At 63.0% G+C, this 23,338-nt stretch carries 20 protein-coding genes; 8 read left to right on the top strand and 12 right to left on the bottom strand.

Annotation, left to right across the window (positions count from 1 at the left end; genetic code table 11):
* Positions 1–12: 12 nt before the first annotated feature.
* Positions 13–588: a 50S ribosomal protein L9 gene (rplI, locus tag BC363_RS22425; RefSeq protein WP_065787257.1), complete on the top strand. Its 576-nt coding sequence runs from the start codon at positions 13–15 to the stop codon at positions 586–588.
* A gap of 73 nt (positions 589–661) precedes the next feature.
* On the opposite strand, the gene BC363_RS22420 is transcribed toward rplI, so the two are convergent.
* The 3 genes from BC363_RS22420 to BC363_RS22410 form a co-directional block, all read right to left on the bottom strand.
* Positions 662–1,726 carry an HlyD family secretion protein gene (locus tag BC363_RS22420; RefSeq protein ID WP_065787349.1) on the bottom strand — a complete coding sequence of 355 codons (1,065 nt, stop codon included), beginning with the start codon at positions 1,724–1,726 and terminating at the stop codon, positions 662–664.
* An 18-nt stretch (positions 1,727–1,744) separates the two neighbouring features.
* Complete coding sequence (locus tag BC363_RS22415) at positions 1,745–3,313, bottom strand: MFS transporter (RefSeq protein WP_141690406.1); 1,569 nt, start codon at positions 3,311–3,313, stop codon at positions 1,745–1,747.
* Positions 3,314–3,441: 128 nt separating this feature from the next.
* Positions 3,442–3,885, bottom strand: coding sequence for a MarR family transcriptional regulator (locus BC363_RS22410; RefSeq protein WP_065787258.1), 444 nt, complete (start codon positions 3,883–3,885; stop codon positions 3,442–3,444).
* Positions 3,886–4,215: 330 nt separating this feature from the next.
* On the opposite strand from BC363_RS22410, the gene BC363_RS22405 reads away from it, so the two are divergent.
* Positions 4,216–5,718, top strand: coding sequence for a replicative DNA helicase (locus BC363_RS22405; protein WP_025426442.1), 1,503 nt, complete (start codon positions 4,216–4,218; stop codon positions 5,716–5,718).
* Positions 5,719–5,736: 18 nt separating this feature from the next.
* Here the strand turns inward: BC363_RS22405 and BC363_RS22400 are convergent, their stop codons facing one another.
* The 3 genes from BC363_RS22400 to BC363_RS22390 form a co-directional block, all read right to left on the bottom strand.
* On the bottom strand, positions 5,737–6,042 hold the full coding sequence (locus tag BC363_RS22400; RefSeq protein ID WP_065787259.1) for an AzlD domain-containing protein: 306 nt from the start codon (positions 6,040–6,042) through the stop codon (positions 5,737–5,739).
* A complete protein-coding gene (locus tag BC363_RS22395) occupies positions 6,039–6,692 on the bottom strand; it encodes an AzlC family ABC transporter permease (protein WP_065787351.1) in 654 nt (217 codons plus the stop codon). Before BC363_RS22395 ends, BC363_RS22400 begins: the two co-directional genes overlap by 4 nt.
* A 123-nt stretch (positions 6,693–6,815) precedes the next feature.
* Positions 6,816–7,673, bottom strand: coding sequence for an AraC family transcriptional regulator (locus BC363_RS22390; protein ID WP_065787260.1), 858 nt, complete (start codon positions 7,671–7,673; stop codon positions 6,816–6,818).
* 154 nt (positions 7,674–7,827) lie between these two features.
* Here BC363_RS22390 and alr point away from each other — a divergent pair, with 154 nt between their 5' ends.
* The 5 genes from alr to BC363_RS22365 all read left to right on the top strand — a co-directional run bounded on the left by alr (position 7,828) and on the right by BC363_RS22365 (position 13,674).
* Positions 7,828–8,967 (top strand): alanine racemase, encoded by a 1,140-nt coding sequence (gene alr / locus BC363_RS22385; RefSeq protein WP_065787261.1) that lies wholly within the window; start codon positions 7,828–7,830, stop codon positions 8,965–8,967.
* A gap of 157 nt (positions 8,968–9,124) precedes the next feature.
* Positions 9,125–10,528: a DNA repair protein RadA gene (radA, locus tag BC363_RS22380; RefSeq protein WP_065787262.1), complete on the top strand. Its 1,404-nt coding sequence runs from the start codon at positions 9,125–9,127 to the stop codon at positions 10,526–10,528.
* Positions 10,529–10,662: 134 nt separating this feature from the next.
* Positions 10,663–11,286 (top strand): CvpA family protein, encoded by a 624-nt coding sequence (locus BC363_RS22375; protein WP_065787263.1) that lies wholly within the window; start codon positions 10,663–10,665, stop codon positions 11,284–11,286.
* Positions 11,287–11,430: 144 nt separating this feature from the next.
* Positions 11,431–12,921 (top strand): amidophosphoribosyltransferase, encoded by a 1,491-nt coding sequence (gene purF / locus BC363_RS22370; protein ID WP_065787264.1) that lies wholly within the window; start codon positions 11,431–11,433, stop codon positions 12,919–12,921.
* A gap of 12 nt (positions 12,922–12,933) precedes the next feature.
* The gene (locus tag BC363_RS22365) at positions 12,934–13,674 is read left to right on the top strand and encodes an SDR family NAD(P)-dependent oxidoreductase (RefSeq protein WP_065787265.1); all 741 of its coding nucleotides are present in this window, start codon (positions 12,934–12,936) and stop codon (positions 13,672–13,674) included.
* A 179-nt stretch (positions 13,675–13,853) separates the two neighbouring features.
* Here the strand turns inward: BC363_RS22365 and pssA are convergent, their stop codons facing one another.
* From pssA to BC363_RS22345, 4 genes are all read right to left on the bottom strand, one after another.
* Positions 13,854–14,729, bottom strand: a complete 876-nt coding sequence (pssA, locus tag BC363_RS22360) for a CDP-diacylglycerol--serine O-phosphatidyltransferase (protein WP_065787266.1) — start codon at positions 14,727–14,729, stop codon at positions 13,854–13,856.
* Positions 14,730–14,738: 9 nt separating this feature from the next.
* On the bottom strand, positions 14,739–15,437 hold the full coding sequence (locus BC363_RS22355) for a phosphatidylserine decarboxylase (RefSeq protein ID WP_065787267.1): 699 nt from the start codon (positions 15,435–15,437) through the stop codon (positions 14,739–14,741).
* A gap of 113 nt (positions 15,438–15,550) precedes the next feature.
* Positions 15,551–17,443, bottom strand: a complete 1,893-nt coding sequence (locus BC363_RS22350; protein ID WP_065787352.1) for an ABC transporter ATP-binding protein/permease — start codon at positions 17,441–17,443, stop codon at positions 15,551–15,553.
* Positions 17,444–17,658: 215 nt separating this feature from the next.
* Positions 17,659–19,404 carry a LysM peptidoglycan-binding domain-containing protein gene (locus BC363_RS22345; protein WP_065787268.1) on the bottom strand — a complete coding sequence of 582 codons (1,746 nt, stop codon included), beginning with the start codon at positions 19,402–19,404 and terminating at the stop codon, positions 17,659–17,661.
* A gap of 243 nt (positions 19,405–19,647) precedes the next feature.
* On the opposite strand from BC363_RS22345, the gene BC363_RS22340 reads away from it, so the two are divergent.
* Positions 19,648–20,268, top strand: coding sequence for a TIGR00730 family Rossman fold protein (locus BC363_RS22340; protein ID WP_065787269.1), 621 nt, complete (start codon positions 19,648–19,650; stop codon positions 20,266–20,268).
* Positions 20,269–20,342: 74 nt separating this feature from the next.
* On the opposite strand, the gene rarD is transcribed toward BC363_RS22340, so the two are convergent.
* Both rarD and cimA read right to left on the bottom strand, forming a co-directional pair.
* Entirely contained in the window at positions 20,343–21,281 is a 939-nt protein-coding gene (gene rarD / locus BC363_RS22335; protein ID WP_065787270.1) for an EamA family transporter RarD, read from the bottom strand.
* 432 nt (positions 21,282–21,713) lie between these two features.
* A complete protein-coding gene (gene cimA, locus BC363_RS22330; RefSeq protein ID WP_065787271.1) occupies positions 21,714–23,330 on the bottom strand; it encodes a citramalate synthase in 1,617 nt (538 codons plus the stop codon).
* Positions 23,331–23,338 lie beyond the last annotated feature (8 nt).

Raw genomic sequence — 23,338 nt, 5'->3', positions numbered from 1 at the left:
AAGGAAACGAACATGCAAGTCATTCTTCTCGAACGCATCGCAAAGCTCGGCCAGATGGGCGAAACCGTAAAGGTTCGCGACGGCTTCGCACGCAACTACCTGCTGCCGCTCGGCAAGGCACTGCGCGCCAACGCTGCCAACAAGGCCCGTTTCGAAGCTGAGCGCTCGACGCTCGAAGCCCGTAACCTCGAGCGCAAGTCGGAAGCCCAGAAGGTTGCCGAGAAGCTCGACGGCAAGTCCTTCATCATCGTGCGTTCGGCTGGCGAAACCGGCCAGCTCTACGGTTCGGTTGCCGCTCGCGACATCATCGACGTCCTGGCTGCCGAAGGCTTCAACATTGGCCGCAACCAGGTCGACCTGAACCACCCGATCAAGTCGATCGGCCTGCACAACGTCACGCTGCACCTGCATTCGGAAGTCGAAATCGCAGTTGAAGTCAACGTTGCCCGTTCGGCTGAAGAAGCTGAGCGCCAGTCGAAGGGCGAGAGCCTGACCTCGGCCGACGCCATCTACGGCGTTGACGAAGACGCCCTGAAGCCGGAAGACTTCTTCAACCCGGAAGCCGAATTCGAAGGCGAAGAAGAATAAGCCTTACTGACCATTCTGAATGCGAAAGCCCGGATCACGCGATCCGGGCTTTTTCTTTGCCATCGCCTTGGCTTCAGCTGTGGGCAAGCTCTGCCACCGGCGCGGCATCCTTATCCACACGCACGACGACCGACAGACCGGGCGACAACAGATCTGCAAGCGGCTGGCCGGGATCGACGGCGATCCGGACGCCGACGCGCTGGGCGACCTTGGTGAAATTGCCGGTGGCGTTATCAGGGCGGATGATGCTGAACTCGGAGCCGGCGGCCGGCGAGAGGCGCTCGATGTGCCCGGTCAACATGCCCTTTTGCAGTGCGTCGACCGAAATGGTCACCGGCTGCCCGGCCTTCATGCCGTCGAGCTGCGTTTCCTTGAAGTTCGCCAGCACCCAAACTTCATGCGGCACGACGAAGAGCAATTGCGAGCCGGCAGTGACGTATTGGCCGAGGCGCGCCCCGATCTCGCCGAGCTTGCCATCGCGGGGAGCGACGATACGGGTGTTCTCCAGATCGATCCGCGCCAGTTCGACGGCAGCCTCGGCGCCGGCAACGGCTGCCTGCAGACCGGCGCGCGCGCCAAGCGTGGTGGCCAGTGCCTGGCGCGAAACCTCCAACCCCGCCTCGGCCTGGCTGACGGCGGCTTCTGCCTGCTCGAATGCTGCGCGCGACTGATCGGCTTCGCTGCGCGTCGCGATGCCCTTTTCCGCCAGCGGCCGGATCCTGTCCCAGGAAGCACTGGCCCTGTTGAACGCCGCCTTTGCACTGTCCAGCTGCGCTTCACTGGCAGCAATGCCCGCCTTGGCGGACAATTCCTGCTGACGCGAATTGGCGAGCGACGCCTTCTGGGCGGCAAGTGTCGCCTCCGCCTGGGCCAGCTTCTGGGCGTAGATGCGGTCGTCGATCCTGACGAGCAACTGCCCGGCCTTGACCTCCTCGTAGTCGTGCACCGGAACCTCGGCGACATACCCGGAGAGCTGCGGGCTCATGATCGTCAGGTAACCCCTGACATAGGCGTTTTCCGTCATCTCCACGGAACTGTGGAACGGCGGCAGTCGCCAGGCATAGAGAACCAGGGTCAGGCCCAAGAGGCCGGCGAGCAACACGATGATCGTGGTCGGTGAGCGCAAGAATTTCAGCATGGTCATCAACTCTGTTCGTCAAGAGGATAAGGCGGTTGCGGGAGGCGCCATGCGCGCCGCAATCCGCTTGTAAAGGATATGCGCCAGCAGGCCGGCGAGCGCGCAAAGGGCGATGACTGACGCCAGCAGAAAGGCATCATTGTAGGCGAGAATGTTCGCCTCGCGGGTCACCTGCTGCCCCAGCAGCGCGACGCCCTCGCCGTTCAGCAAGGCCCTGTCGCCGATCACCCCGCCATAGCTTGCCGCCAGTTGGCTGATGCGCTGGGCGATGAGCGGGTTGGACATCACGATCTGCTCGGACAGAACATTGGAGTGAAACTTCTCACGCAGGGTGACGAAGCTGCCGAAGGCCGCGGTGCCGATTAGGCCACCGATGCTCTGGGTAAAGAGAAAGATGACGATGAAGTTGAGAATGTAGCTCGGCCCCTTCATCAGCGCCGCCTTGAAGCCGCTGGCCATGGCAGGCGGCAGGAACAGGGCGGTTCCGGCGGCGATCATGGCCTGGCTGATATACATCTGCTCGGGTCGCGTCAGATTGGTCGCCTGGCTGTCGATATAGGCACCGCCCGCCAAGAGGCTGAGCGCCAGAACATGCACGAACTCGGCGTGATCCGGCTTCATCAGCGCGGCGCACAGGGTGCCGCCAGCGATCGATGCGCCAAGAATGATCCAATAAAGCGTCGCGACCTGCTCGAACTGAAGTCCAAGCAACTGATAGAAGTTTGCCGCGATCGCCGACTGCTCGGAAGCGACCAGGCGAAAGACCAGCAGCACGGCGGTAAAGTGCAGAATCTCCCTGGAGGCGAGCCAGCGAACGTCGATCAGCGGCAGTTCGCGATTGAGCTCGATCAGCACCACGCTGGTCAAGGCCACGATCGCGACGGCCAGAAGCACGCCCAGCCACGGCGCCTCGAACCACCAGTAGAGCCGGCCCATGGTCAGCACGATGGCGATGCAGCCAAAGCCGACAGCCACCAGCAGGTAGTTCAGGATATCGGTGCGCTGGATCACCTTGGCGTGCGGCACCGGCGTCAGCGGCAGCAGGTAGATGATCGGCAGCGCCATCAGCGCCAGAGCCATCTCGAGCGTATAGAGCCCATGCCATTGGCCGTACTCGATCAGCTTCGGCGAAATCAGCCGGGTGATCGGCGCCGAGATGGTCGTGCATGTCAGCGCCAGGGCAAGCCCGACCGTCAGCTTGCGCGCCGGCGGGAAGGCCTCCAGCATATAGAGAAAACCGAGCGTCGACATCGGAGCCGCCGCGATGCCGCTGATGAAGCGAACGACGATCGCCGACTGCAGATCGGAAACGAAGAGGTTCATCAACGAAACGATCACGAAGCCGACGATACCGATTTCGGCAAACCGGCGCAGTCCGTATTGCGCGCGGATTTTGACGAGCGCGATCGAGAGCGAGACATTCGGCGCCATATAGGCGGCCGAGAGCCAGGCTGCCTCCGTAGAGGTCGCAGAAAGCGAGCCCTGAAGCTGCGTGAGATTGGCCAGCGCCAGGTTCATGCCGAGCCCCTGGGTCAGGAACAGCAACGCCGAGCAGACCACGTAGGTCGCCGACCTGGCAGCGCTCATCGACTGCGGCGCGGGCGCCGTCGCCGCCTGGCGTTGTGCGGGCTCGTCTGCGGGCACCTCGGCCTCGTCTTCGACAAGGGCGGTCCTGTTGTCGTTTGCTGCAGCGCTTGCGGCGGCACTCATCGACATCATTCCTTCGCGAGCGATTGGACGTTGTCGGCGATGGTGCGAACGACCTTCAGGGCGGCCGCGACTTCCTCGGCGTCGACGCCCTGCAGCACTTCTGCCCGGATCTCATCGGCAAGCTTCAGGATCTCGTCGGCAATGGTTCGTCCAAGCTCGGTCATGTGGATCTGTTTGGCCCTGCGGTCCGACACCTCGACCCGACGCTCGATGAAACCCTGCTTTTCCATGCCATCCAGCAGCCGGACGATCGTCGGCGTTTCGATGTCGAGTTCGTCGGCCAGTTCGCGCTGGTTCAAGCCGTCCTTCTTGGTCAGGGCAAACAGCGCCCTCGCCCGCGCCAAGGTCAGGCCGCGCTCCTTTACGCGGGCATCGAAGACAGCCCGCAGCTTGCGATTGACCATCGACAGGGCGTCGAACAATTCGCGATTGACGATGGGCTGATACATAGTACCTTTTCCATATTAGTAGCATGCTAATTATTTTGTTCCTACCTAATCTATCCGGTGGAAATTTTCAAGACGCAGTTTTGAGCGGGGCGGCAAACGGCGCTAGAATTGCCGCAACCGCGGGTCGCAGCGATTCGCAGCGTCAATGTCGTTTTGCATGCGGACGTTATTTTTCGCGCTTTCGCGGCGTCAGCCTGTGGATCAGTCGAACAACGGGCAAAGGCAATGGGCCGTGCCACATGGCCAGCGACTGTGGCACTGCTGCACTTGACCCGCAAAGACGCAGACATCAAACCGGGTGCACACCAGAAAAGGCAGAGACGAACGACCATGAACGACGCAGCGCGAAAGCTCGCCCCTATCGGCAAGGACCAGTCGGACCAGCACTACCGCGAGGCGCCGAACAACCTTGAAGCCGAACAGGCGCTGCTTGGCGCTATCCTCGTCAACAACGACGCTTTCTATCGAGTCTCGGACTTCCTGAAGCCGGTCCACCTGTTTGAACCCCTGCATCGCCGCATCTACGAGGTTGCCGGCGACATCATCCGCATGGGCAAGACCGCCAACCCGGTGACGATCAAGACCTTTCTGAAAGCCGATGAAAAGGTCGGCGACCTGACGGTCGCACAATATCTCGCGCGCCTTGCCGCCGGCGCCGTCTCGATCATCAACGCGGAAGACTACGGCCGTGCAATCTACGACCTGGCGCTGCGCCGTTCGCTGATCACAATCGGCGAGGACATGGTCAACATCGCCTTTGACGCACCGCTCGACATGCCGCCGCAGGGCCAGATCGAGGATGCAGAACGGCGCCTGTTCGAACTCGCCGAAACCGGCCGCTACGACGGCGGCTTCCAGTCCTTCAACGACGCGGTGGCGCTTGCCATCGACATGGCTGGCGCCGCGTTCGAACGCGACGGCAGCCTGTCCGGCATTTCGACCGGCATCCTGTCGCTCGACGCCCGCATGGGCGGCCTGCAGCGCTCGGACTTGATCGTGCTTGCGGGACGCCCCGGCATGGGCAAGACCTCGCTTGCCACCAACATCGCCTACAACATCGCGGCCGCCTACGACCCGGAGGTTCAGGCGGACGGTTCGTTCAAGGCCAAGAATGGCGGCGTCGTCGGCTTCTACTCGCTCGAAATGTCGTCCGAGCAGCTCGCCACGCGTATCATTTCCGAGCAGACCGAAGTCTCCTCCTCGAAGATCCGCCGCGGCGACATCTCCGAAGCCGACTTCGAAAAGCTGGTCGCCTGCTCACAGATGATGCAGAAAGTGCCGCTGTTCATCGACCAGACCGGTGGCATCTCGATTGCCCAGCTTTCAGCCCGTGCGCGCCGCCTCAAGCGCCAGCGCGGCCTCGATTGCCTGGTCGTCGACTATATTCAGCTGATGACCGGCTCGGGCAAGTCGAGCGACAACCGCGTGCAGGAAATCACCCAGATTACCACCGGCCTGAAGGCGCTCGGCAAGGAACTGAACGTGCCGATCATCGCGCTGTCGCAGCTCTCCCGTCAGGTGGAAAGCCGCGAAGACAAGCGCCCTCAGCTTTCCGACCTTCGTGAATCGGGCTCGATCGAGCAGGACGCCGACGTCGTGCTCTTCGTGTTCCGTGAGGAATACTATGTGAAGAACCTCGAGCCCCGCGACGAGTTCGATCCGAAGTATGACGAGTGGAAGATGAAGATGGAGCAGGTAAAGGGCACGGCCGATGTGATCATCGCCAAGCAGCGTCACGGACCGACCGGCACCGTCAAGCTCGCCTTCCAGTCGGAATTCACCCGCTTTACCGATCTGGCCGACCCGTCGTTCACCCAATACGAAGAACACTGAGAAAGTCCGGGGGCGTCTTTACGCCCCCAGCAGCATTCTGAGGATTGCCACGGTCACAACGCCGGCGGCGACTGCGGCGAGCAACGGCAAACGCATGGCGACGAGGGCTGTTATCACCGCGGCGATCGTTTCCGCCGGCCCGGTGACCAAAGCCGTCGGCGCGATCACTGCCATCAACACGGCCGGCGGGATCGCCTCCAGGGCTCGCCGCTGCGTCTCTCCGATCGTCACGAACCGAATGAGCACCAGCCCACCCATGCGGGTGGCAATGGTCGCGATTGCCATCGCGGCGATGGCGAGAAGCGTGTTTGGATCGACCGTCATGCGTGCGCCTCCTGGCTGCGGCCGGCAAGAAGCGCAACGACAACCCCAGCGGCAGCGCCTGCAGCGATGTACCAGACACCCGGCAGAAGCTGATGCGTCAGCACGGCGGCCGCGGCACTTGCGGCCAGCACCGCTCCGGTCCCGCGGCCCTTCCAGAAGCCCATCACCAGAACGATGAAAACCGCCGGAAAGGCGAAGTCGAGCCCCGTCACCTTCGGATCACCAAGGAAGGCGCCCAGCAAGGCGCCGGCAAGGCTTGTCGTCACCCAGACGAGATAGAAGGGCACCGCGATGCCTGCGAACCAGGCCGGCGTCAGCTTGCCCTCTTTCGCGCGCATCTCCGCCATCGCCCATATCTCATCGGCAAGCAGCAGCATCGAGGCGTATTTCGCCGGTCCGGAGAACCCTTGAAGCTTGGCTCCGAGCGACGCACTCATCAGCACATGCCTGACATTGACGAGCAAGGCGGAGAAGGCGAGCGCCGCCCAGGAAGCCGGATGCGTCCAGATGTCCATGGCGACGAATTGCGAGCCGCCTGCGAAAACCAGCGCACTCATCAACGTCACCTCCGCGCCCGAAAGCCCCTTGCCGGCGGCAACGGCGCCGAAGACGAGCCCGATCGGCATGACCGCCACGATCAGAGGCGCCATCGCCATGGCCCCAGCTCGAAAATCCCGGATCAATTCCGTGTCGCTCAATGTTCCTGCCTCCCGGTCGATAACGAACGGCCCACATCTAAGCCCAGCTGGGCACGGCGTATTGAACGAAAGTGATCAACCGGCGCGGAAGGCGCCGGGCGTGACGCCGGTTCTGGCCTTGAAGTGCCGGCTGAAATGCGCCTGATCGGCAAAACCGCATTGATAGGCCGTATCGACGGCCGACCAGCCGTGCCGCAGCAGCGTCTTTGCCGCCCGCACGCGCTTGTCGGTCAGGAAGGCATGCGGCGTGATGTGAAATTGCCGCCGGAAGGCCCGGATCAGATGAGCCCGGCTGAGGCCCGCAACCCTCGCCAGTTCCTCCAGGCCGATGTCCTGCGCGTAGTTCTCTGTCAGATAATCGCGCGCCCGCTGCACCGCCGAGTGTTCCTTCGTTTCGACCGGCACGATGATCGTGCTGCCGTGCCGCTCGAACATGGTGGCCAGCACACCGAACATGCGTTCCTCGGCTTCGAGCGCGCCGGTCGCATGCTCCAGCGCCTTGTGCGCGTGATAGAAGGACTGGGCCAGATCCGGATCACGCAGCATGCGCCTGGAAAAGGACGGCGTCCCCTTGAACGGTCGCCCGGTGACATCCTCAAGGATGTTCACCAGCAGTTCGGTGCTGGGATAGACCATGCGATAGCGGTAGCCGCTGCCGCCGGGGTGACCATCGTGGATCTCGTCGGGATTGATGAGGTAGAAGTCGCCGGGGCCTGCTTGCGACCGTTTGCCCCTGATCTTGCTGATCTGCGAGCCGGCCTCGATCGCGCCGATGCTGAAAGTGTCGTGCGCGTGCGGCGCAAACTCGTGCGTGATGAAGGTGGCTGTCAGGCATTCCATGCCATCGAACCGGGGATCCCGCCAGAATCGGGTCCGCTCCGCGCCTTCCAGCGGCATGGCATCGATGGCCTGTTCCTGCGAAATCGTGTGCATGCGTCGATCCTAGCGTCAGCAACGACAAGCGTCTTGCACAAAAGTGCTCTTCGCCCGTCCGGTCCAACCGAATGCCGCGATGCGGCAGCTGGGCATTTGCGGGCAGGTGCAGTTGCCTGTATTGCTCTTTGATCGTCCACGCAGAGTGCCAGGCATGCTCAGTCCAGAATTCCTCTCCGCCTCCAACCGGCTCACGATCGACCTCAACGCATTGGCAGACAATTGGCGCTCGATGAATGCCCGCTCGGGCAAGGCCCGCGCCGCTGCGGTGCTGAAGGCCGATGCCTACGGCCTCGGCATCGACGAGGCAGCGCCAGCACTTTATGCCGCCGGCGCCCGCGACTTCTTCGTCGCCAATGCTGAGGAAGGTGCCGATCTGCGGCCGCTGGTGCCCGAAGGCCGGATCTACATTCTGGCCGGCATGTGGCCCGGCAATGAAGCGCTGTTCTTCGACAACGATCTGGTGCCGGTAATCAACTCGGAGGAGCAGCTCGCCGTTTTCATGGCGGCGCTGTCTGAGCGCGGCGACCATCCTTGCGTGCTGCATGTCGATACCGGCATGAACCGCCTGGGGCTTTCGGTCGAGGAAGCCGTCGCTCTTGCCAATGATCCGGCGCGCCCTGCGAGCTTTTCGCCCGTCCTGATCATGAGCCACCTCGCCTGCGCCGACGACCCGGGCAACCCGCTCAATGGTTATCAGCTCCGGCGCTTTCGCGAAGCCACCGCCGCATTCGAAGGCGTTGATGCCAGCCTGGCAAACTCCGGCGGCGTGTTCCTGGGCAACGACTACCATTTCAACCTGACGCGTCCCGGTATCGCCGTTTATGGCGGCGAAGCGGTCAATGACGTCGCCAATCCGATGAAGCCGGTGGTGACGGCCGAAGCCCGCATCATTCAGGTGCGCAACGTCGCGTCCGGCGGTCATGCAAGCTACGGAGCGTCGGCCCGCTTCAACCGCGACAGCCGCATTGCCACGGTCGCCGTCGGTTATGCCGACGGTTATCACCGGTCCGTCTCGGGCGGTGGCGTGACCCTGCGGCAGGCAACGCCTTCGGGCGCATTCGGCTTTCTGCATGGCCAGAAGGTGCCGCATGTCGGCCGGGTGACGATGGACCTCAGCCTCTTCGACGTCACCGACCTTCCGGAAAATGCCGTGCGCCCCGGCGACTATATCGAGCTTTTCGGTCGGCATATCGCCGTGGACGACGTGGCGCGTGCCGGCGGCACGATCGGCTATGAGATGCTGACGAGCCTCGGCCACCGCTACGAACGCCATTATGTCGGCGCCGTCTGAGGCGGCTATCAAGGCGATACTTTACAGTCCGTTGCCGAAAATCACCTTTTGTTCCGCGTTTCGCGGCATTATGTGAAGGCAAAAGTGATTCTCCGATCACCAGCCGTGTCGCCTGATGCGACCCGCTGAAGTCCCGGCACTGTGAAAGTCGTATCCGATGGCGAAAGCCCGCACACAATTCGTCTGCCAGAACTGCGGCACGATTCATACCCGCTGGGCCGGCAAGTGCGAGGGCTGCGGCGAGTGGAACACGATCATCGAGGACGACCCGACCGCCGGCATCGGCGGCGGTCCCTCCCGCGCGCCGAAGAAGGGGCGCCCGGTTGCCCTGACCACGCTTTCCGGTGAAATCGAGGACGCTCCGCGCATTCAGACCGGGATATCCGAGCTCGACCGCGCCACCGGAGGCGGTTTTGTTCGTGGCTCCGCCTTGCTCATCGGCGGCGACCCCGGCATCGGCAAATCGACGGTGCTGATGCAGGCGGCAGCGGCACTTGCCCGGCAGAAGCACCGCGTCATCTACGTCTCGGGCGAAGAGGCGGTGGCCCAGGTGCGACTGCGCGCCCAGCGGCTCGGTGCTGCCGACAGCGACGTGCTGCTCGCAGCCGAAACCAATGTCGAGGATATCCTGGCAACGCTTGCCGAGGGAAAGCGCCCCGACCTCGTCATCATCGACTCGATCCAGACGCTTTGGAGCGACATCGTCGATTCGGCGCCTGGCACGGTCACGCAGGTGCGGACGGGCGTGCAAGCGATGATCCGCTTCGCCAAGCAGACGGGAACCGCCGTCGTGCTCGTCGGCCACGTCACCAAGGAAGGCCAGATCGCCGGCCCCCGTGTCGTCGAGCACATGGTCGATGCCGTGCTCTACTTCGAAGGCGACCGCGGCCACCACTACCGCATCTTGCGAACGGTGAAGAACCGCTTCGGACCGACGGACGAGATCGGGGTTTTCGAGATGTCGGACAGGGGGCTGCGCGAGGTCGCCAACCCATCGGAGCTGTTCCTCGGCGAGCGCAACGAGAAATCGCCCGGTGCCGCGGTCTTTGCCGGCATGGAGGGAACGCGACCGATCCTGGTCGAGGTGCAGGCGCTGGTGGCGCCAACCTCGCTCGGTACGCCGCGCCGCGCCATCGTCGGCTGGGACAGTGCCCGCCTCTCCATGATCCTGGCGGTGCTTGAAGCCCATTGCGGCGTGCGCCTCGGACAGCACGACGTCTACCTCAACATCGCCGGCGGCTACCGGATTTCGGAGCCTGCCGCCGACTTGGCTGTGGCTTCCGCACTGGTTTCGTCGCTTGCCGGGCTTGCCCTTCCGGCTGATTGCGTCTATTTCGGCGAAGTCAGCTTGTCGGGCGCCATCCGGCCGGTTGCGCATACCGCTCAACGCCTCAAGGAAGCCGAGAAACTCGGTTTCTCACAGGCTGTTCTGCCATCCGCCTCGACCGAATTGCCGAAGAACGGCAATGGCCGGTGGAGCGAGTTGGAAAGCTTGCCGGATCTGGTGGCGCGCATCGCGGGATCGCGAAACGCCCTGAGGCCGGCAGAGGACGCAGATTGAAGATGCGGGTGCTGCAAGCGGCTCCATGAGACGCCTTGTGAGCAGGCTCATGACAATGCCCTGAACATCAGGCAGGGCCGATGACGGATAGGCTTGAGGAGACCCGGACGAACCGGGTTCGGAGTAAGGACAAAATGCCCATTACAATTCTCGACGGTATCGTTCTCGGCGTCGCACTGTTTTCAGCAATCCTGGCAATGGTCCGAGGCTTCTCACGCGAGGTTCTGTCGGTTGCCAGCTGGATCGGTGCGGCAGCAGCGGCCTACTTCCTCTATCCGCACCTCCTGCCCTATGCCAAGCAGTACACCAGCAGCGACACGGTCGCGCTGATCGGCTCGGCCGCAGTGGTCTTCCTGGTCGCGCTGATCATCATTTCCTTCATCACCATGCGCATCGCCGATTTCATCATCGACAGCCGCATCGGCGCGCTTGACCGCACGCTCGGCTTTCTCTTCGGTGCCGCACGCGGCATCCTGCTCGTGGTCGTCGCCATGCTGTTCTTCAACTGGCTGGTCGCTCCGCAGCAGCAGCCGGGCTGGGTGACGCAGGCGAAGTCCAAGCCGCTTCTCGACAATCTTGGCAACAAGCTGATCGCGCTTTTGCCCGAGGAAGCCGACGCCACCATCCTCGACCGCCTGCGCGGCAAGGATACGACCGGCGAAGGCGAAGGCGAGACCCCGGCCGGCACGCCGGGCCAGGCACCGTCGGGTTCGCCCGACCAGGCGCCGGTTGACGACGCCCCGGCCACCAGCGGCTGAGACATGGAAAAACTGCCGACAAAGCCCGCTGCGCGGGCTTTGTCCTTTTGGGAATAACGCTTGAGTCCGTTTTCAGCTAAGATCGCTTGAAGACGGCGAGCCTGATCACGATATGCGCACCGGCACGGAGCAAAGGCGACTGTGATGACCGATCTGAGATCCACGGAAATCCATGACGAACTCGATGGCGATACCCTGCACGAAGAGTGCGGCGTCTTCGGCATCCTGGGGCACCCGGATGCGGCGGCGCTGACGGCGCTCGGCCTGCATGCGCTCCAGCATCGCGGCCAGGAGGCCGCCGGTATCGTCACCTTCGACGGCAAGCAGTTCTGCACCGAAAAGCGCATGGGCCTCGTCGGCGACCACTACACCGACCCCGCGACGCTGGCGAAGCTCCCGGGCTTCATGTCGATCGGCCACACGCGCTACTCGACGACAGGCGAAGTGGCGCTGCGCAACGTCCAGCCGCTGTTTGCCGAGTTGCATGAAGGCGGCATCGCGATCGCCCATAACGGCAACTTCACCAACGGCCTGACGCTGCGCCGCCAGATCATCACCGATGGTGCCATCTGTCAGTCGACCTCCGATACCGAAGTCGTCCTTCACCTCATCGCGCGTTCCAAACATGCGTCGACCACCGACCGCTTCGCCGACGCGATCGCGCAGGTCGAAGGCGGCTACTCGATGCTGGCGCTGACCCGCACCAAGCTGATCGCCGCCCGCGACCCGCACGGCATCCGTCCGCTCGTCATGGGCGAACTCGACGGCAAGCCGATCTTCTGCTCGGAAACCTGCGCACTCGACATCATCGGCGCCAAGTTCGTGCGCGACGTCGAGAATGGCGAAATCATCATCTGCGAGATCCAGTCCGACGGCTCGATCTCGATCGATGCCCGCAAGCCGCTCGCCCCGCAGCCGGAGCGGCTCTGCCTGTTCGAATACGTCTATTTCGCCCGTCCGGATTCGGTCGTCGGCGGTCGCAGCATTTATGTCTCGCGCAAGAACATGGGCATCAATCTCGCCAAGGAGTCGCCCGTCGAGGCGGACGTGGTGGTTCCGGTGCCGGACGGCGGTACGCCGGCCGCGCTCGGCTATGCGCAGCAGAGCGGCATTCCCTTCGAATACGGCATCATCCGCAACCACTATGTCGGCCGCACCTTCATCGAGCCGACGCAGCAGATCCGCGCCTTCGGCGTCAAGCTCAAGCACTCCGCCAACCGTGCGATGATCGAAGGCAAGCGGGTCGTGCTCGTCGACGATTCGATCGTGCGCGGCACCACGTCGGTGAAGATCGTGCAGATGATGCGGGACGCGGGCGCGCGCGAAGTGCATGTGCGCGTCGCCAGCCCGATGATCTTCCACCCGGACTTCTACGGCATCGACACGCCGGACCGTGACAAGCTGCTGGCCAACCAGCATGCCGACCTCGCCTCCATGTGCCGCTTCATCGGCGCGGACTCGCTCGAGTTCCTGTCGATCGACGGCCTCTACGAGGCTGTGGGCGGCGTCAAGCGCGATCCCAAGGCGCCGCAGTTCACCGATCACTATTTCACCGGGGACTATCCGACACGCCTTCTCGACCAGGAAGGCGCCAGCAACGTCCGCAAACTCTCGGTTCTCGCCAGCAACGGATAATCAGACAATAAAATGACGATCAATTTGAAAGACCGGGTCGCCGTCGTCACCGGCGCATCGCGCGGTATCGGCTATTTCACGGCCCTCGAACTCGCCAAGGCTGGCGCCCACGTCGTCGCCTGCGCCCGCACTGTCGGCGGCCTGGAAGAATTGGATGACGCCATCAAGGCGGTCGGCGGCTCGGCAACGCTCGTTCCCTTCGATCTCGCCGACATGGCTGCGATCGACAAGCTTGGCGGCGCGATCAACGAACGCTGGGGCAAGCTCGACATCATGGTCGCCAATGCCGGCGTGCTCGGTACCATCTCGCCGATCGGCCATGTCGAGGCCAAGGTGTTCGAGAAGGTGATGAACATCAACGTCAATGCCACCTGGCGCCTGATCCGCACGCTCGAGCCGTTGCTGATCAAGTCCGATGCCGGACGCGCGCTCATTCTTTCCTCGGGCGCTGCGCACAAGTGCAAGCCGTTCTGGGGCCCCTACTCCGCCTCCAAGGCCGCGGTCGAGGCGCTCGCCCGCACCTGGGCCGGCGAGACGCAGCGGCTGCCGCTGCGCATCCTCAGCGTCGATCCGGGCGCAACCCGCACCGCCATGCGCGCCCAGGCCATGCCCGGCGAAGATCCGGAAACCGTGCCGCATCCGGCCGAAGTCGCAGCCCAGTTGCTGCCGCTGGTGGGTCCGGATCAGACCGAGACCGGCAAGCTTTACATCGTTCGCGAAAAGAAGATCGTCGATTATCGCCTGCCGGCGTGACGACGACCACAGAGCTTAAATCAAAAAGGCCACCGTGCTTCCACGGTGGCCTTTGTTATTGCGCTGAAGTTCAGGGTTAAAGCGCGTCGCGATCGTTGGATTCGCTTACCGCACTTTAAGCCCTTGTTTTTGCGCATGTCGTTATCGCAAAACCGCTGCGCACTTTTGCGCGAGATGCGTCAGTCCTTGTCGCCCGGCAAGCCGTCGCCGCCATCTGCCGGATGGGCCGGCCAGTCGCCGCCATATTTGCGCTGCCAGGAGCGGGCGCCGAACGGCAGCGTGATTAGGTAGCCAAGCGCCGTCACCGCCATCGTCTCCCAGGTATAGGTCATCAGCGTCGCGACATAGAAGACGACCACGAGAATGACCGGCAGGACGAGATCGCGGCGCACGCGGCTGTTTTCCGACTTGCCCGACCAGACCGGCAGACGGCTGACCAGCAGGAAGGCAATCAGCACGGTGTAACCGGATGCGATCAGCGCCATGGTGCGCTCGGGTGCCAAGCCCAGCAGGCCGAGATAGACAGGCAGCAACACCAGCATGGCGCCCGCCGGCGCAGGCACGCCGACGAAATACTCCGACTGCCACGCTGCCTTGGACTGGCGCTCGGCCATGACGTTGAAGCGCGCCAAGCGCAGACCGCAGGCGATCGCGTAGATCAACGCAGCAATCCAGCCGATCGAGCGGGCCTGATCCAGGATGAAGACGTAGAGAACGAGAGCCGGTGCGACACCGAAGTTGATGATATCGGCGAGCGAGTCCATCTGGCCGCCGAAGTTCGACGTCGCCTTCAAGAGGCGTGCGACGCGACCGTCGATAGCGTCGAGAAAGGCCGCAAGCAACACCATGGCAACGGCGAGCTCGATGCGGTTTTCGAAGGCGAGCCGGATGCCGGAGAGACCCGCGCAGATCGCCAGTACGGTGATCATGTTCGGGATCATCAGCCGCAGCGGTATTTCGCGCAGTCGAGGGCCGCGGCCGGTGTCGTTGGAACCATTCGCCTCGCCCGCGACTTTCGGCGGTTCGGCTGGGTTTTCCTGTTGAGGACCTTCCATAGGGGCTCCTTATGCGCGGCGGCTGATGACCGGGCCCTTGGCCGAGCCGAATTCGGCGAGCACGGTTTCCCCGGCAATCGCGGTCTGGCCGAGGCTGACGCGGGGCTCGACACCTTCCGGCAGGAAGACGTCGAGGCGCGAACCAAAGCGGATGAGGCCGAAACGCTCGCCCGCGTCGAGCGAGGCGTTTTCATACTTCCAGCAGATGATGCGACGGGCGACGAGACCGGCGATCTGCACGACGCCGATAGCGCCGTGCTTCGTCTGGATGACGAGGCCGTTGCGCTCGTTCTCATGGCTGGCCTTGTCGAGGTCGGCGTTGACGAACTTGCCGGCGCGGTAGGCGATGCGGCTGATGGTACCGGTCATCGGCGCACGGTTCACATGGCAGTTGAAGACGTTCATGAACACCGAGATGCGCAGCATCGGCTCGGAGCCGAGACCCAACTCTTCCGGCGGCGTCACCATGGCGATCGACGAAACGCGGCCGTCGGCCGGGCTGATCACCAGATCGTCGTCGATCGGCGTCATGCGCTCGGGATCGCGGAAGAAATAGGCGCACCAGGCGGTGAGCAGGAAGCCGATCCACATCAGCGGCTCCCACAGGAAGCCCAGCACCAGCGACACGACGAAGAAGATCGCGATGAAGCGATAGCCTTCCTTGTGCACCGGAACGAGCGTGTTGCGCACCGTATTGACCAAGCTCATGAACTCTACTCCAGATTTGATGTGGAACGTGACCTAGCGCGAAACGCCGCCCGCGGCAACGCTGGCCGCCCGACAGCGACAAAACGCGTCGCGATCAGCCAAAGACAGCACCGTCAAACGGCCGGCTCCCCGCGCGTGACGATGCCGAGGTCGTCGCTCTCGCGCACACGCTTCAATTGTTCTTCCGCCTGGGTCGCCTCACGCTGACGGCTCCACATGGAAGCATAAAGTCCGTCGCGCTCGATCAGTTCCCCATGCGTGCCGCGCTCGGCGATGACGCCGTCCTTGAGCACGATGATTTCATCGGCATTGATCACCGTCGAAAGCCGATGGGCTATGACCAGCGTCGTGCGGTTGCGGGAAACGACGTCGAGCGCCGACTGGATTTCCTGTTCCGTGCGAGTGTCGAGCGCCGAGGTTGCCTCGTCGAGGATGAGGATCGGCGGCGCCTTGAGGATCGTGCGGGCGATAGCGACGCGCTGCTTCTCGCCGCCCGAAAGCTTCAGCCCGCGCTCTCCGACCATCGCCTGGAAACCTTCGGGAAGCGACTGGATGAAGCTGGCGATCTGCGCTGCTTCAGCCGCCGCCACGACCTCCTCCTCGGTGGCCGAAACGCGTCCGTAGCGGATGTTGTAGGCGATGGTGTCGTTGAACAGCACCGTATCCTGCGGCACCATGCCGATGACCCCGCGCAGGCTCTTCTGCGTCACATCGCGCACGTCCTGCCCGTCGATGGTGATCGTGCCCTGCTGCACGTCGTAGAAACGATAGAGAAGCCGAGAGAGCGTCGATTTGCCGGCACCTGAGGGACCGACGACGGCAACCGTCTTGCCGGCCGGCACCTGGAAGCTGATGCCCTTGAGGATCGGCCGCGCCGAATCATAGGCGAAGTGCACGTCCTTGAAGGCAATGGCACCGTTGGCGATGGCAAGCTGTCGCGCACCCGGGCGATCAACCACTTCTGCTTCGACGTCGAGCAGATCGAACATGTGTTCGATGTCGGTCAGGCCCTGTCGGATTTCGCGATAGACGAAGCCAATGAAATTGAGCGGGATGGCAAGCTGGATCAGCATGGCATTGATGAAGACGAAGTCGCCAAGCGTCTGCTCGCCGCGCTGCACCGCGAGTGCCGACATGACCATCATGACGGCCGTGCCCGCCCCAAAGATCATCGCCTGGCCGAAGTTGAGCCAGCCGAGTGAGGTCCAGACTTGGGTCGCCGCCTTCTCATAGCGCTGCATGGATCTGTCGAAGCGCTTGGCTTCCATCTCTTCGTTGCCGAAATATTTGACGGTCTCGAAGTTCAAGAGCGAGTCGATCGCCTTGGTATTGGCGTCGGTGTCGCTGTCGTTCATGGAGCGGCGGATGGCGATGCGCCAGTCGCTCGCCTTGACGGTGAACCAGATATAGAGCCAGACGGTGATGGCCGTGACCAGCAGGTAGCTGAAACCGTAGCCCCACCAGAAGATCACGGCGGTCAGCAGGAATTCGATCAGCGTCGGAACACTGTTCAGAATGGTGAAGCGAACGATGGTCTCGATGCCCTTGGTGCCGCGCTCGATCACCCGAGACAGGCCGCCGGTGCGCCGCTCCAGGTGAAAACGTAACGACAGCTGGTGCATGTGCACGAAGGTCTTGTAGGCGAGCTGCCGGACCGCATGCTGCCCGACGCTGGCAAACAGCGCGTCGCGCAGTTGATTGAGCCCCGCCTGCAGCAGGCGCGCGAGGTTATAGGCAAGCACCAGCATGACCGCGCCGGTCAGGAACTGCGGCAGAAAACCCAACGCGTCGGGCTTGTTGTTGAGCGCGTCCGTCGCCCACTTGAAGAAATAAGGAACGAGGATCAGCACGACCTTGGCAATCACCAGGATGATCGTTGCCCAGACGACCCGTAGCTTCAGATCCGCCCGATCCGAAGGCCACATATAGGGCCACAGGTTGACGATGGTCCGAAACGGGTTGCTCGTATCCGCGGAGATCGTCTTCGTCTGGTTTGCAGGTGCCACGTCTTGATCCGCCTTCACTCTTTCGCAAGCCCAGACGGATCATGCCAATCCACCGGGTCGCGCAATTACGGCTCAACGCCTCGGACCTTGGACAAGGACATCGGGGCACATCGTCGCCATCCAATGAAAAGCGGCGTCTCGTTGAAGACGCCGCCTTATTTGACAGATAGGTCTCCGTCGACACCACCGCAATGCGATTGATGTCGATGAGCAGCCTATTGTTCGTGTTTCATGTGCTTCTTGTGAATTTCCCGCGACTCTTCGTCGGAAAGCGCCTGATCCGGAACGCCGAACACCTGGCCCGGACGGATCCGGTCGGGGTTTTCGATCTGGGCCTGGTTGGCGAGGTAGATCGTGGTGTAACGAACGCCCGCGCCATAGACACGCCGTGAAATTTGCCAGAGCGTATCGCCGCGACGGATGATGACCGAGCTCTTGCTTTCCTTCAGCGGCGCCTGCTCCACCGTTTCCGGCTGCGCCTGGGTTTTCGCCGAGGCCACGGAAGGCTGCGCGGCCGCGACATCATTGACGATCGAGCTGCCGGCACCCTTTACCTTCGATGCGCCGGAAGCCTCGGCGACCTCGCCCGATGCGGCGGGCTGCGCCTTGGCGGCAACCGCCGGCGTCACGCTGCCGCGTTCGGCGAGAATGGCCCCCACCGATGCCTCGACCTTGGTCAAGGCCGTGGCGACGCTCGAGGGATCGTGCGACGCCTCTTTCAGCACGGCCAGCGCATCAGCTGCAGCCTTCGACGTCCGGGCCGCTTCGTCAGCCAACGCCTGGTCGGAATTGTCCGTTAGCCTGAAGTCGGCCAGTGACTTCAGCGCAAACTCGCTTGCGGAGCGTGCTGCCGCGAGTTGCTCGCCCGTCGGCACCTTGCCGTTGGAGAAGAGCCCCTTCAGCAGCGCGAGCGCCTTGCCTGCTTCGGCACGCAGCCCGTCGAGGCCGGCCGTCGCGGCCGCAGAAACCGGGCCGGCAATGGCCGCGACCTGGCTACCTGCCGGACGGTCGAACGGAACCGATGCACGCATCACGACTTTGCTTGCGTCGTCGCTCAGCATGTCGGCGCGGATGATGTGGCTGCCGACCGAAAGGTCGATCTGGCCGTCGACGACGAAGTGGCCCTTGTCGTCGGCCTCGATTTCGCCGAGCAGCTTGTCGTCCGCATAGATGCGAACCAAGGCGCCGGGCTTTGCGCTACCGGCGACGAACATCTTCGCGCCCTCGATCTCGACGGCGGTCACCTGCAGCCCGGCAGCGGCACTTGGCTTTGCCGCCGTTGCATCGCTCGTCGTCTGCGCCGTTGCAGACGCCACGTCGGCGGAAGTTCCAGCAGCTGGCTGCGACGCTGATGCGTCGGCTGGCTGCGACGCGCCGGCCAGGGCGTCGGGCGTGGTGAGCAGCCGGCTGGCCGCGCCCGGCTTGGAGACCATGGCAAGCAGTTGTCCCGTCGGGTCCTTCGGCACGGAAACCGTCGCGACCTCATGCGAATTCTTGGCAACGCCATCTTCGCCGACGGCGCGCAGGGTCAGCTGATAGTCTCCGGCCGGAAGCGGCTTGTCGAAGACAGCGGCGAAATCGCCGGTCACGCCGACATCCGCCGTTCCGACGACGGTGGTGCCGTTGAGGATCTCGAGCTTGGAGCCCGGTGCGGCATGACCGGCAACGACGGTCGAACCATCGGGCTCGACGCGCAGGACGTCGAAGCCGGGAATGGACGGGTCTTCTGCCGGCGCTTTCGCATCGGTGGCGCTTGCCGCAGCCTCGTTGCTTGCGCCCGCACTGGGCTGAGGCCCGCCGTTCGACGATGCCGCATCAGTGGTTTGGGCAGGGCCGTTTGCCGCGCCATCGACTGAGGCTTCCTTGCCGCCACGCAAATTCGGTTGAACTACAAAAATCATCAACGCTGTTGCTGCCGCAAGGACAGTAAGGGCCACCCAGCCGGCCTTGTTCTTGATCATGCCACTCTCCACAGGAGCGGAGCGACGCTCCGCGCATGCCCTCTCATCGGCCTACGGCGCGGGGCTTGTACTATCATTATAGCGCAACTGCGAGCTACCCGCCCGATTTCTTCAATCGATCCCTGAAATTGCTAGCGTTTCCGGGAGTAGCAGACAAGCAGCCGCCCTTGCTGCAAGCGCCGTGAACCAAGCTTTCCCCTCATTTTTCTTGACCCTTGCTGCGCTGCAATGTTTTTTGGCCGGATGAACACTGAAGCCAGCACGATTCGATCCATCTGCGTCTACTGCGGCTCGCAGCCCGGACGTGACCCGATTTACATGGAAGCCGGCCGCGCACTCGGCCGCTCGATCGCCGACCACGGCCTGCGATTGGTCTATGGCGGCGGCACCCGCGGCATCATGGGAGCGGTCGCAAGCGGCGTGCTTTCCAATGGCGGCGAAGTCACCGGCATCATCCCCGAATTCCTGATGGACAAGGAAGCGACGCGCCATTCGCTCGGCCAGCTGAACGAACTGATCGTCACCGCCGACATGCATGAGCGCAAGCACACGATGTTCGAGCGCGCCGACGCCTTCGTCGCGCTGCCGGGTGGTATCGGCACTCTGGAAGAGATCGTCGAGATCATGACCTGGGCGCAGCTCGGGCGCCACCGCAAACCAATGGTCTTCGGCAACATGAACAATTTCTGGAAGCCGATGCTGGATCTGCTGCAGCACATGCGCGGCGAAGGCTTCGTCCACACCGCCCATCTCGTCCAGCCGCTCGTCGTCGACAAGGCCGAGGACATCGTGCCGGCAATCCTTGCAGCCGCCAAGGGTGCGGACGGCCGCGAAGGCGAAGCCGAGATCATCTCGCGCCTCTAGTCGCCGACTGCCTCCCAAGAATCGGAAAAGGCGCGCCGGACGGTCGCGCCTTTTTTCATTTTCTGCATGGTCGCTTATTCGGCCGGGCTGACCTGTTCCGCGCGTCGCGCGCGGCTCTGCGCCAGCATGGCGCCGGAATAAATGACCAGCGCCGCCCAGATCAGTGCGAAAGCGATCAGCTTTGCCGTACCGAAGGGCTCGTGGAAGACGAAGACGGCGATTAGGAAGATCATCGTCGGCGCGATGTACTGCATGATGCCGATGGTCGAGAGCCGCAGCAGCTTGGCGCCGTTGGCATAGATCATCAGCGGGATGGCAGTGACGATGCCGCAGGACATCAGCCACAGCACATCGGCCATGCCGGTGTCGCCGAAGTGCCCCTGGCCGGTGGCTTCGAGCCAGATGATGTAGCCGATCGCCGGGATGCTGAGCAGCAGCACTTCGAGGAAGAAGCCCTGGTTCGGTCCGATCGGCAGCGTCTTGCGGAAGAAGGCATAAAAGCCCCAGGAAAGGCAGAGCCCGATCGACACCCAGGGCAGACCACCGGCGTCGAAAGCGAGCACCGCAACGGCGGCAGCAGCCAGCGCGATCGCCACCATCTGTGCCGGGCTCGGCTTTTCCTTCAGCAACAGAGCGCCGAGGAAAATCGAAAACAGCGGATTGATATAGTAGCCGAGCGCCGTCTCGATCGCCCGGCCCGCGCCGATCGCCCAGACATAGATGCCCCAGTTGATGGTGATGAGCACGGCCGTAAGGGCCGCCATGCGCAACATGCGCGGCGAACGAAGCGCGACTTTGACGTCTTCCGTGCGCCCGAGCCAGACCAGCACGAGGCCCGCGAGCGGAACCGACCAGACGATCCGGTGCGCCACCACTTCCGGTGCCGGGATATGGGCGATCGCCTTCATGAAGAAAGGCAGGAACCCCCAAAGCAGATAGGCCGCGAGCGCAAAGGCGAAGCCCTTGGCGGAATCGGTGTTTTCTGCGGGTAGTTTCGCGTTCGGCTCGGCCATGACACTTTTCCTGATGTATTCGCCGGAGGCTATCGCGGCTATGACGCCCGCTCCGGCCCTAGAGGATTTCCGTTTTGGACGGAGCCGCAGAAACGCTCTATCTCTTTGTTTTTACGCATTTCCTGACGAAAAACCGCTCCGCACTTACCTGGAAATGCTCTAGTCGAAGGCGCAGCCTTGCCGGCCGACGACCCCTTCCATGGGGCGTCCTACTCCAATGGCCATCAGTGCACCAATTCATTTCCGTGAACGGATGGTGAATTTTGCTCATACCTTACAGCGCCGCGCGTCAAACATGACGCGCTAAGGACGCTGTAACACGTTAAATTTGCTGCATAATTTTTTCCTTAAATCGATTCCGATTTAAGGAATTATGCAGTAGGCAGGGGAAGCGGCGCCCAAGCGGGCGCCCCTGCTCTCTGAACCAGGCGTTTATTCGGCCGCAATCAGCCCGACATGGTCGCGGTTCTTCAACAGCTTGAAAATGATACTGTCCATCAGCGCCTGGAAGGAGGCATCGATAATGTTGTCGGAGACGCCCACCGTCCACCAACGCGCGCCCGTGCCATCGGTCGATTCGATCAGAACGCGCGTGATCGCCTCGGTCCCGCCGTTGAGAATACGGACCTTGTAGTCCGCAAGCTCAAGGTCTTCGATCTCGGACTGGTATTTTCCGAGATCCTTGCGCAGAGCCAGGTCGAGCGCGTTGACGGGGCCGTGGCCCTCGGCGACCGACATCATGGTCTCGCCATCGACGACGACCTTGACGACCGCCTCCGACACGGTCTTCAGATGGCCGTTGGCGTCGAAGCGGCGCTCGACCATCACGCGGAAGCTTTCGACGTGGAAGAAATCCGGCACCGTTCCGAGGATGCGGCTTGCCAGAAGCGCGAAACTCGCGTCGGCACCCTCATAGGCATAGCCGGTCGCTTCGCGTTCTTTGACGATCGCGATCAGCTTGTCGAGCTTGGGATCGTCCTTGCCAACGACGATGCCGCGACGCTTCAGGGCGTTGATGAAGTTGGCCTTGCCGCCCTGGTCCGACACCATGACCTTGCGCAGATTGCCGACGCTTTCCGGCGCGACATGCTCGTAGGTGCGCGGATCCTTCAGAAGCGCCGAGGCGTGAATGCCGGCCTTGGTGGCAAAGGCCGAGGCACCGACATAGGGCGCCTGCATGTCGGGCGAGCGGTTCAAAAGCTCGTCGAAGGCGTGGGACAGCTTCGTCAGTTCCTGCAGGCGATCGGCATCGATCGCCGTTTCGAACCGGCTGGAATAGATCTCCTTCAGTGCCAGGGTGGGGATCAGCGTCACCAGATTGGCGTTGCCGCACCGCTCGCCGATACCGTTCAGCGTCCCCTGTATCTGGCGGACCCCGGCCTCGACGGCGGCGAGCGTATTGGCGATGGCCTGCCCCGTATCGTTATGGGCGTGGATGCCGAGATTGGCGCCCGGCACGCCGGCAGCGATGACCGCCGACACGATCTCGCGGACCTCATGCGGCTGCGTGCCGCCATTGGTATCGCAAAGCACGATCCAGCGCGCGCCGGCTTCGAAGGCGGCCTTGGCGCAGGCAAGCGCATAGGCGGGGTTGGCCTTGTAGCCGTCGAAGAAATGCTCGCAGTCGACCATCGCCTCACGGCCGGCACCGACGACAGCCGCGACCGAAGCCCGGATATTCTCGAGGTTTTCCTCGTTGGAACAGCCGAGCGCCACCGCCACGTGATAATCCCAGCTCTTGGCCACGAGACAGATTGCATCGGTCTTTGCCTCGAGCAAGGCTGCAAGGCCCGGATCGTTCGAAGCGGAAACGCCGGCGCGCTTGGTCATGCCGAAGGCGACGAAGGACGCCTTCTTCGTGCGCTTGCGCTTGAAGAACTCGGTATCGGTCGGATTGGCGCCGGGGTAACCGCCTTCGACATAGTCCATGCCGAAATCGTCGAGCAGGGTGGTAATCGCGATCTTGTCCTCGACGGAAAAGTCGATGCCGGGCGTCTGCTGCCCGTCCCGTAGCGTCGTGTCGAAGAGATAGATGCGTTCCCTGGTCATGGCTCGTT

It is taken from the genome of Ensifer sp. LC384 (assembly GCF_001695865.1).
In the GTDB taxonomy this organism is placed as follows: Bacteria; Pseudomonadota; Alphaproteobacteria; order Rhizobiales; family Rhizobiaceae; genus Ensifer.
Note: the sequence above shows the minus strand (reverse complement) of the source record. Positions and strands in the feature narration are given on the sequence as shown.